6 protein-coding genes are annotated in these 4,596 nt (G+C 65.9%); all 6 read left to right on the forward strand.

From position 1 onward, the window contains the following. Positions 1-773, forward strand: a 773-nt coding sequence (locus tag ACLL97_RS20065; protein ID WP_411282260.1) for an N-acetylmuramoyl-L-alanine amidase family protein, incomplete at its 5' end; no start/stop codon positions are given. Further along, positions 773-2,155, forward strand: coding sequence for a hypothetical protein (locus tag ACLL97_RS20070; protein ID WP_411282261.1), 1,383 nt, complete (start codon positions 773-775; stop codon positions 2,153-2,155). The genes ACLL97_RS20065 and ACLL97_RS20070, both read left to right, overlap by 1 nt. A 4-nt stretch (positions 2,156-2,159) precedes the next feature. Further along, positions 2,160-3,104, forward strand: coding sequence for a dihydroorotate dehydrogenase (locus ACLL97_RS20075; RefSeq protein ID WP_411282262.1), 945 nt, complete (start codon positions 2,160-2,162; stop codon positions 3,102-3,104). Further along, a complete protein-coding gene (gene pyrF / locus ACLL97_RS20080) occupies positions 3,101-3,856 on the forward strand; it encodes an orotidine-5'-phosphate decarboxylase (protein ID WP_411282263.1) in 756 nt (251 codons plus the stop codon). Before ACLL97_RS20075 ends, pyrF begins: the two co-directional genes overlap by 4 nt. A gap of 191 nt (positions 3,857-4,047) precedes the next feature. Then, positions 4,048-4,164: a 50S ribosomal protein L36 gene (gene rpmJ / locus ACLL97_RS20085; RefSeq protein WP_012683466.1), complete on the forward strand. Its 117-nt coding sequence runs from the start codon at positions 4,048-4,050 to the stop codon at positions 4,162-4,164. Between the two features lie 15 nt (positions 4,165-4,179). Beyond that, the gene (rpsM, locus tag ACLL97_RS20090; protein ID WP_411282264.1) at positions 4,180-4,557 is read left to right on the forward strand and encodes a 30S ribosomal protein S13; all 378 of its coding nucleotides are present in this window, start codon (positions 4,180-4,182) and stop codon (positions 4,555-4,557) included. Positions 4,558-4,596: the final 39 nt, after the last annotated feature.

The following is a 4,596-nucleotide window of genomic DNA, read 5'->3' on the forward strand; positions in this document are numbered from 1 at the left end:
CGCCCACCGACAAGGTGCGCAGCGCACCGGCCGTCCGCTCTGCGTCGGTCCGGCAGCGCCTGGTCGTGGTCGATGCCGGTCACGGCGGGCCCGATAACGGAATGTCCGGACCGATCGGCGTACCGAAAAAGATCTACGAGAAAAACATTACGCTCGCGTTCGCGAAGGAACTGCGCACGGCGCTCGAGCAACGGGAACTTCAGGTCGTCATGACTCGCACTACCGATACGCTGATCGCCCTCGGCGATCGCGGACGGATCGCGAATCAGGCGAAGGCAGATCTTTTCCTCTCCGTTCACGTGAATGCTGCCAATCCGCGCTGGACCAATCCCGGCGGGGCGCGCGGCTTCGAAACGTATTTTCTCGCCGAAGCGAAAACCGAAGACGAGCGTCGGGTAGCCGCGATGGAAAACGAAGCCATCCGCTTCGAGACCGAGGCCGACGTAACGCGCGACGATCCGCTGGGTTTCATCATGCGCGACATGGCGCAGAATGAACACCTGCGCGAGTCGGGCCGTCTCGCCGAGCTGCTGCAGGCGGGAATGAAGCAGGTTCATCCCGGACCCAGTCGTGGCGTGAAGCAGGCTGGATTTCGGGTGTTGGTGACGGCGTTCATGCCGGCCGTGCTGGTCGAAATCGGCTTCGGCACCAACAAGCTTGAAGCGCAGTACATGACCGATACCGATCGGCAGCGTGAGTTGGCATCCACGCTGGCCGACGCGGTGGTGCGCTACCTCGAACAGTACGAGCGTAAGGTGGGAGGCGGCGGCTGATGCGCGCGGCACGACGTTTGACGCTGGGGCTTGCGTCATGGTTGGTCGGTTCAGGATGCGTGTACTACAACGGCATCTACAACGCGCAGGCCGAAGCCCGCCTGGCGGACGCCAACCTGCGGCGTGACGACGACGGCGAGGCCACGACACGCTTTCAACGGTCGGCCGCCATCGCGGAGACGGTGTTGGTACGGCATCCCAACTCGAAGTGGCGGAACCGCGCGCGGTACATCGCCGCGCGCAGTGGAGCGATGGCGGCACAATGCGAACGCGCGATGCCGCGACTGCAGCAATTACTGGCTGGGACCACGCTGGCGGCAGGTGAGCGGGATCGATCCCGGTTGGCGCTCGCCTCCTGCGAGGTCCGTTCCGGACGAAGCGCGGACGCCCGGCCCCGGCTCGACTCGATGTTTCGCTCCGGCGATCGCGAACTGGCGCGACAGTCGCGCATCTGGGCGGCGCGCGCGGCGCTCAGCATGGGTGATCGCGACGCGGTTCCCGCGTACCTCGCCAATCTCGACGCGGGCGTCTTGCAGTGGGAGCTCATCAGCGCATCGATGTCGGCACGCGAGTTCACGCGAGTCGAGTCGCTGCTCGTGCAGCGGGCCCGCGTGGGTGACTATCGCGAAGACGTCACGCGCGCCCTACGCGAGCTGCTCACCGATGGTCGCCACGATGCCGCCGAACGTATCGTAGCGCAGTACGACGCCGCGCGGGTTCGTGACGACAGCCGCGCCCGCATGCACTACACCATCGGTGACATGCTTGCCCGCACCGGCCTCGATTCGATTGCCCGCCGGCACTTGTACGCGGCCCGCACGTTGTCACAGCGCGACACCGTCACGGCGCACGAAGCGAATGCGCGACTGGCCTTGCTCGATCTCAAGCGCGTCGCGTCGCTGCGCGAACTCGATACGCTGGTGGCGCGGCAGGACAGCGCGGTTTGGCGAACCAGTTACGCCCGTGAGATCGCCGACCGCGTCCTCCTGTTCCGGTTGCTCGTCGGGCGGGGTGAACCCGAGCGCGCGTCGCTGTACCTCGCCGCCGAGATCGCGCGTGACTCATTGCGCGCGCCGAGACTCGCCCGTACGCTTTTCCTGCGTATTGCTCGCGAGTCCCCAACGTCGCCACTTGTGCCCGACGCCTGGTATGCCGCCGCGCTCCTCGAGCCGGACAGTGCCGCGGCTTGGCAGCGCCGCGTTCGCCTGGACTTCGGTAACTCCGCCGTCGCGGCCCGTCTGCGTGGAGAAGATCCCACCGATCGCCCGGACTTTCTCAGTACGCCCGATTTGTTGACATTGCATTGGACCGGTGCGCTCCGCATCTGGACCGACAGCGTGCGAAAGCTGCGTCTCCCTCCCAAGCCTGCCGGATCTCGGTAACCGCGTGACAGTAACAGCAGCTGACCAGCAGGACTGGATCGTCGCGGGGCTGGCGTTTCGAAACCCCGTGGTCCTTGCCGCCGGCACGGCGGGTTTCGGGAAGGAAGTCGACGACGTGCTCGACCTCGCGGCCATCGGCGGCATCGCCACGAAGGCGGTGAGTGTCACTGCCCGACACGGCGCACCGCCGCTCCGCGTCAGCGAGTTCGCCGGTGGGATGATCAACGCCATCGGCCTCGCCAACCCTGGTCTCGACGCGGTCCGGGCCGAATTCCTGCCGTGGTTGCACCACGCCTATCCGGACACGCGCGTCATCGTGAACGTCGTCGGCAATAGCGTGGAAGACTTCGAGACGGTCATCGGTGGTCTCGACGACATGCCTGGCGTGGATGCCTTTGAGCTCAACGTCAGTTGTCCGAACGTGAAGGCTGGTGGATTGGAGTTCGGCGCCGATCCCGTTGCGCTTGCCGCGTTGGTGTGTGCGGCGCGGGCGAAGACGTCGCGTCCGCTCTTCGTCAAACTCTCGCCCACGCTCGGCGCCGGCGTGGTCGACGCGGCGCGCGTGTCAATGGACCAGGGCGCCACCGGCCTGACGCTCGTGAACACCATGCCGGGGTTGGTGATCGACGCCGCGCGTCGCAGGCCCAAGATCGGATTCGGCACCGGCGGCGTGAGCGGTCCGGCGCTGCTTCCCCTCGGGCTGCTCGCCACATGGCGCGTGCGTCAGGCGCTGCCCAGCGTTCCGCTCATCGGTCTCGGTGGGGTTAGCACGGGGAATGACGCCGCGCAGTATCTGTTGGCCGGCGCCTCGTTGGTGGGTGTCGGCACTGCTGCCCTGCGCGATCCTCGTGCGCCGGAACGAATCGCGCGTGAACTCGCCGCGTGGGCGGACCAGCAAGGGGTTCGCGATCTTCGATCGATCATCGGCACACTGGAGTGGCCCTCGTGAATTCCGATTCGTCCAACATCGGTGCTGCCACGGTCACCCCGATTATCGCCCTCGACGTCACCGATCGCCGCGCGGCGCAAGCGATCGTAACCCGGCTCGGGAGTTCGTGCGGCTTCTACAAGGTTGGGCTTGAACTGTTCGCGGCCGAAGGTCCAGACATCGTGAGTTGGTTACGCGACGCCGGGAAGTCCGTGTTCGTGGACTTGAAGCTGCATGACATCCCGAACACCGTGCGCGGCGCGGCTCGCAGTGTCGCCCGGCAGGGCGCGTCGCTCTTGACCGTGCACGCCGCGGGCGGATCGGACATGATCCGGGCGGCCGTCGAGGGCGCGAACGACGGAGCAACCGGGGCGGCCGCCGCCTCGGGCGGCTGTGGTATTCTCGGGGTCACGATCCTGACGAGCATGGACGCCGTAGGGGTCGGTCAGGCGTGGGGGCGGGACGGCGTCGACGTCACCGGCGAGGTGGTCCGATTGGCTGGATTGGTGCGCGGGGGCGGTGGCGCCGGGATCGTCTGCTCCGGTCACGAGGCCGCCGCGGTTCGAACTACGTTCGGCGAGGGAATGGGGCTGCTCATTCCGGGCATTCGACTGCCCGGCGGTGACGCCCACGATCAGCGTCGGGTCATGACGCCGAAGGCGGCGGCCGACGCCGGCGCCCGCTGGCTGATTCTAGGACGAGCGGTCACTGGAGCCACCGACCCGGTCCAAGCCATGGCGTCGGTTCGAGACTCACTTGCGGGCGCGACCTAAGTCCACTAGGATGAGGGTCTTGCCTGTTTTCGGGTGAGATTCTAGGCCAATCCGCTGGCCACATTTGCTTCGCTCGTGCGCGGAATCGCTGAAATGCGATGCTTCATGAGCGATGGACGCATGGGGAGTCCAGCCGGCCGGAGAAATCCGGTGCGGGAGACTCCGTTGGCGCGTGAGCGCCAAGGTGACCCGTGAAAGTTCGTAGCAGCGTAAAGCCGATCTGTGAGCACTGCAAAGTCGTCAAGCGACAGGGCGTGACTCGCATCATCTGCAAGCGCAACCCCAAGCACAAGCAGCGTCAAGGCTGAGGGGAAGCGTAACATATGGCACGTATCGCTGGCGTCGATCTCCCGCGTGAGAAGAAGGTTGAGATCGGACTGACCTACATCTTCGGCATCGGTCGCAAGACCGCCCAGAGGATTCTCGCTGCCTCGGGCGTCTCGCCCGATCAGCGCATCCGCGATCTGAATGACGCGGATGTCAACAAGCTCCGTCAGGAAATCGAGCGCAATATTCGTGTCGAAGGTGCCCTGCGCACCGAGATCGCCATGAACATCAAGCGCCTGATGGACATCGGCTCGTACCGTGGCACGCGCCACCGTCGTGGCTTGCCCACGCGTGGTCAGCGCACGCACACCAACGCGCGCACCAAGAAGGGGCCGCGCCGCGCTATCGCGGGCAAGAAGAAGGTGACCAAGTAAACCATGGCTACCGCAAAGAAGACCAAGCGCGTCGTCGAG

Source organism: Gemmatimonas sp. (assembly GCF_046594945.1).
Classification (GTDB): Bacteria; Gemmatimonadota; Gemmatimonadetes; order Gemmatimonadales; family Gemmatimonadaceae; genus Gemmatimonas.

Excerpts from the sequence above, each read along its gene's own strand:
- ACLL97_RS20070 (WP_411282261.1), top strand. The coding sequence starts at position 773 with ATGCGCGCGGCACGACGTTTGACGCTGGGGCTTGCGTCATGGTTGGTC.
- rpsM (WP_411282264.1), top strand. The coding sequence starts at position 4,180 with ATGGCACGTATCGCTGGCGTCGATCTCCCGCGTGAGAAGAAGGTTGAG.